This window comes from Methylobacterium sp. CCH5-D2, from assembly GCF_001556475.1.
In the GTDB taxonomy this organism is placed as follows: domain Bacteria; phylum Pseudomonadota; class Alphaproteobacteria; order Rhizobiales; family Beijerinckiaceae; genus Methylobacterium; species Methylobacterium hispanicum.
On record NZ_LSIX01000759.1, the window covers coordinates 1 to 4,291 of the forward strand.

The following is a 4,291-nucleotide window of genomic DNA, read 5'->3' on the forward strand; positions in this document are numbered from 1 at the left end:
CCCGCAGAGTGGGGAGGGAGAGCGGAGCGGGTGTCCGCCCGCGATGCGTGAACCCGCCGAAGCAGAGAACGCCATGAGCACCGTTGCCGACAACATCCGACGCGGCCTTTGGCAGGCGATCGCCTATGTGGAAGGAACGGCGGACCGGAGCGCTGACCGCGTGTACCGCCCTGATAGGTAGTCCATGACCGCAGCGACCGATCCTCACTCCTCCCGCCACGACACCTACCCCGACGCCGAGATCCGCCGCATCCTGCGCGAAACCCGCAGCATCGCGCTCGTCGGCGCCTCCGCGAACCCGGCGCGGCCGAGCTGGATCGTGCTCAAGTACCTGATCGACCGCGGCTACGCGGTGACGCCGGTCAATCCGGGGCTCGCCGGGCAGGAGCTTCTAGGACGCCGCGTGGTCGCCAGCCTCGCGGAGCTGGCCGAGCCCGTCGACATGGTCGAGATCTTCCGCAACAGCGCGGCGGCCGGCCCGCTGGTGGACGAGGCGCTGGCCCTGCCGCATCCGCCGCGGGTGATCTGGATGCAGCTCGGCGTGCGCGACGACGCGGCCGCCGCCCGCGCCGAGGCGCGCGGGCTCACGGTGATCATGAACCGCTGCCCGAAGATCGAGTACGGCCGGCTCTCCGGCGAGATCGGCTGGAGCGGCGTCAACTCACGCATCATCAGCGCCCGCAGGCCGAAGCTCGCCAAGGGCGTGCAGAAGCTGACGATCGATTCGCGCGGACCCTGAGCGCGGAATCATACGGTATCCTGATACCTTGATAACTAAGTGACTTCGGAGACTGAACTTTCTCGAAAATCCACGCCCAGAAAGTCATTGACCTCGGGCCTGCCTGCCGCTATGCACCCGCCATCGCCGCCGCGTCCCCACGCGGCGGCGCCTCATTTTCACGAAACCCCTCACGCCACGGGACTTGGCCATGAAGACCACATCGCTGAAGCCCGCCGACGTCGACAAGAAGTGGATCGTGATCGACGCGGAGGGCCTCGTCGTGGGTCGTCTCGCCTCGATCGTGGCAATGCGCCTGCGCGGAAAGCACAAGGCCGCCTACACCCCCCACGTCGATTGCGGCGACAACGTCATCGTCATCAACGCCGACAAGGTGAAGTTCACCGGCCGGAAGTACACCCAGAAGAGCTACTTCCACCACACGGGCTACCCGGGCGGCATCAAGGAGCGCACGGCCAAGTTCATCCTCGAGGGCCGCTTCCCCGAGCGCGTCGTCGAGAAGGCCGTCGAGCGCATGCTGCCGCGCGGCCCGCTCTTCCGCCAGATCCTCGGCAACCTGCGCGTCTACAAGGGCGCCCAGCACCCGCACGAAGCCCAGCAGCCGCAGACGTTCGACGTCGGCGCCCTCAACCGCAAGAACGTGAGCGCTTGATCATGGCGACCCTTCAGTCCCTCGCCGATCTCAACCGGTCGAACGCCGGCGGCTCCGACGCCCAGAACGAGGCGCCCGTCCACGTCCAGAAGCTGGACGCGCAGGGCCGCGCCTACGCCACCGGCAAGCGCAAGGACGCGGTCGCCCGCGTCTGGATCAAGCCCGGCTCCGGCCAGATCACGGTCAACAAGCGCCCGGTCGAGACCTACTTCGCCCGTCCGGTGCTGCGCATGATCCTGCGCCAGCCGCTGCAGGTCGCGGGCCGGGTCGATCAGTACGACATCGTCGTCACGGTCGCCGGCGGCGGCCTCTCGGGCCAGGCCGGCGCGGTGCGCCACGGCCTCTCGAAGGCGCTGACCTACTACGAGCCGGAGCTGCGCGGCCCGCTCAAGCGCGAGGGCTTCCTCACCCGCGACGCCCGCGTCGTCGAGCGCAAGAAGTACGGCCGCGCCAAGGCCCGCCGCAGCTTCCAGTTCTCGAAGCGCTAAATTTCACCCGGTCTCCGGATCGGTCGAGGGCGGCTCCGCGAGGAGCCGCCCTTTCTCGTTTCAGGCCGGCGCGCCTCAGGCGTGGACCGCCCGCTCCAGCTCGGCCTTGGACATCTTCGAGCGGCCGGCGACGTTCTGGGCCCGGGCCTTCTTCATCAGTTCGGCCTTCGTCGTCTCGGATTTTGAGCCGGTCTTGCTCGCCTTGCCGGTCTTGCGGGCGGATGCGGTCTTCTTGGCCACGTCCTTCGGCTGCTTCGAGAACTGCTTGCCCTCCGCGCTGTCGGCGCGCTTCTTGGCGGTACTGCGCTTGTACTCGCCGTCCGTGAGCTTCTCGCGGGCCTTCTTCGGCAGGTAGCGCTCGCCGGTCTTGCCGCTCTCCTTGCCGGACTTCGTACCCCACTCCTCGTCGGTCCACTGCTTGAGGTGGTTGTCCTCGCTCTTCTTGCCTTTGTAGCCGCCACCCTCCTTCTTGTACTCGGCGGTGGCCATCTGCGCCTTGCGGGCCGACCACTGGCCGGGCTTGCCACCCTTCGACGATTTGGTGACGTCGGTCTTCACCTTCTCCCAGAGTTTGGGATCGGTCTTCTTCGCGGTTCCAGACATGATCGTCCGCTCCATCAGGTTTGGCGGACAACAGGCGGCCCGGAACTCATGTTCCAGCGCCATTGCGGGGCCTGTGGACGGCGACCGTCACGCAACCTCCATTGACACGGCGGCGGTGACCGGCCACCTCCCGCGGCGCAGCGGTTGCATCCGGCGCCCGCGGCTTCGGGAGAATCCACTGCCATGGCGAATGCGGGCGCGCGGCCGACGGTCTTCATCGATGGCGAGGCGGGCACGACGGGCCTCGGCATCCGCGAACGCCTGGAGCGCGACGGCCGGGTCGAGCTCCGCAGCATCCCGCACGAGAGCCGCAAGGACGCCGCGGTCAAGCGCGCGCTCCTGGCGGAGGTCGATCTCGTCGTCCTGTGCCTGCCCGACGACGCCGCGAAGGAGACCGTGGCGCTCGCCGACGGTCTGCCGGAGGGCGGTCCGAAGATCCTCGATGCCAGCACCGCCCACCGGGTCAGCCCGGGCTGGGCCTACGGCTTCCCCGAACTCACCCGCGCGCAGGATCGGGTGATCGCCGCGGCACGGCGCGTCGCCAACCCGGGCTGCTATCCCACGGGCGCCATCGCGCTCCTGCGCCCGCTCGTCGAGGGCGGCCTGATCCCGGCGGATTTCCCGATCAGCATCAACGCGGTCAGCGGCTACAGCGGCGGCGGCAAGGGCATGATCGAGCGCTACGAGGCGGGCGAGGCCGAGCCCTTCCTGCTCTACGGCCTCGGCTTCGGCCACAAGCACCTGCCGGAGACGCAGACCTATTGCGGCCTGACCCGCCGCCCCATCTTCATCCCCTCGGTCGGCAACTTCCGCCAGGGCATGCTGGTGAGTATCCCGCTCCATCTCGAGGCGCTGCCGAGCCGACCCGCGGCGGGCGATCTCGAGGCCGCGCTCGCCGACTGGTACGCCGAACGCGCGCTCGTGCGCGTGGTGACGGGCGCCGAGGAGGGCGGGCACCGCGAGCGCATCGCGCCGGAGGCGCTCAACGACACCGACCGGCTGGAACTGCGCGTCTTCGGCTCGGACACGCACGCCCAAGCGGTGCTGGTGGCGCGGCTGGACAATCTCGGCAAGGGCGCCTCGGGCGCCGCCGTGCAGAATATCGGGCTGATGCTCGGCCTCGACGGCTGAGCCGTCACCCGCAAGCCCCTCCGACAAGCAGGCCCTCTCAAGGCCCGGCGCCCCCGCAGGGGCGCCGGGCCTGCGCGCGTCGGCATGTCCGCACACCGCCGCCGCGGCGAGCATCCGCGGCCCGCCGGCGGGACGGCCGAGCGCTGGATGAGGTACGCCGCGCGGGCGGTGCAGTTGTCGCCCGGCGCCGCAGCCGGCGCGGGCAGAATGAGCAAAATTCGCTCATAGATCTCAGATCCGACGATGATCAGAACCGACTCGGACGCATTTTGCTACGTACGATTGAAGTTTTCACTTGACGCTTACGGCGGATTGGATTGTATCGCCACGCCGAACGGCGAAACGGGACTTTCGGTCTGCGGTGATCTGAACAGACCAGAAGGCGGGACATCGCGACATGACAGAACCTGAGATTGACACGACACGCCTCCTCGCGCTCGCCGCGGAGATCGTCTCCGCCTATGTCAGCAACAACCACGCCCAGAGCGGCGATCTGCCGAACCTGCTCGGCACGGTGCACGCGGCCCTGTCGGGCCTTGTCGGACGCAGCGATACGGCCGACGCCGGACCGCCGAAGCCGACGCCGCAGGAGATCCGCCGCTCGATCACGCACGAGCACCTCGTCAGCTTCGAGGACGGCAAGCCCTACAAGACGCTGCGCCGCCACCTCACCCTGCG

The 4,291-nt window shown here is 68.7% G+C and carries 6 protein-coding genes; 5 read left to right on the forward strand and 1 reads right to left on the reverse strand.

Features of this window, described 5'->3' with window-relative positions; all coding sequences use genetic code 11:
* Positions 1 to 184: 184 nt before the first annotated feature.
* The 3 genes from AX737_RS20260 (at position 185) to rpsI (ending at position 1,879) form a co-directional block, all read left to right on the forward strand.
* Positions 185 to 739 carry a CoA-binding protein gene (locus AX737_RS20260; protein WP_066924430.1) on the forward strand — a complete coding sequence of 185 codons (555 nt, stop codon included), beginning with the start codon at positions 185 to 187 and terminating at the stop codon, positions 737 to 739.
* A 190-nt stretch (positions 740 to 929) separates the two neighbouring features.
* Positions 930 to 1,391, forward strand: a complete 462-nt coding sequence (gene rplM / locus AX737_RS20265) for a 50S ribosomal protein L13 (RefSeq protein ID WP_066924431.1) — start codon at positions 930 to 932, stop codon at positions 1,389 to 1,391.
* Between the two features lie 2 nt (positions 1,392 to 1,393).
* A complete protein-coding gene (rpsI, locus tag AX737_RS20270) occupies positions 1,394 to 1,879 on the forward strand; it encodes a 30S ribosomal protein S9 (RefSeq protein WP_066924432.1) in 486 nt (161 codons plus the stop codon).
* A 75-nt stretch (positions 1,880 to 1,954) separates the two neighbouring features.
* Here the strand turns inward: rpsI and AX737_RS20275 are convergent, their stop codons facing one another.
* Positions 1,955 to 2,482: a hypothetical protein gene (locus AX737_RS20275; protein WP_066924435.1), complete on the reverse strand. Its 528-nt coding sequence runs from the start codon at positions 2,480 to 2,482 to the stop codon at positions 1,955 to 1,957.
* A 183-nt stretch (positions 2,483 to 2,665) separates the two neighbouring features.
* On the opposite strand from AX737_RS20275, the gene argC reads away from it, so the two are divergent.
* Positions 2,666 to 3,613, forward strand: a complete 948-nt coding sequence (gene argC, locus AX737_RS20280) for an N-acetyl-gamma-glutamyl-phosphate reductase (protein WP_066924433.1) — start codon at positions 2,666 to 2,668, stop codon at positions 3,611 to 3,613.
* A 397-nt stretch (positions 3,614 to 4,010) separates the two neighbouring features.
* Positions 4,011 to 4,291, forward strand: a 281-nt coding sequence (locus AX737_RS20285; RefSeq protein ID WP_197430650.1) for a MucR family transcriptional regulator, incomplete at its 3' end; no start/stop codon positions are given.